The following is a 276-nucleotide window of genomic DNA, read 5'->3' as shown; positions in this document are numbered from 1 at the left end:
ATGTCCCGGATCGAGCATGATAATCAGCGGCCGCTCGCGCCCCGCCTTGCCATCTTTGGCGGTCTCTGGCGGCAGAGTTCGCGCCACATCGCCCTTGTTGTAATCTTCCAGCAATGCCAATAGCGGATCATCCTCCGCGCTCACGGCCCCTTCTTGTGGGTAGAGATCTACCACTAAGCGATTGTGGATCCCAGCAACTGGCTTGAGGGTGAAAACGTGCGGGTTAATCTGTTTTTTCAGCTCCATCACCAGCCTGACCGTCGTTTTATCAAACTG

The 276-nt window shown here is 55.4% G+C and carries 1 pseudogene; it reads right to left on the bottom strand.

Features of this window, described 5'->3' with window-relative positions:
* Positions 1 to 276, bottom strand: a pseudogene (locus GEAM_RS22285) (AMIN domain-containing protein); the annotation flags it as partial.

The organism is Ewingella americana ATCC 33852 (assembly GCF_000735345.1).
GTDB lineage: Bacteria > Pseudomonadota > Gammaproteobacteria > Enterobacterales > Enterobacteriaceae > Ewingella > Ewingella americana.
This window is presented reverse-complemented; position numbering and strand designations above follow the sequence as displayed.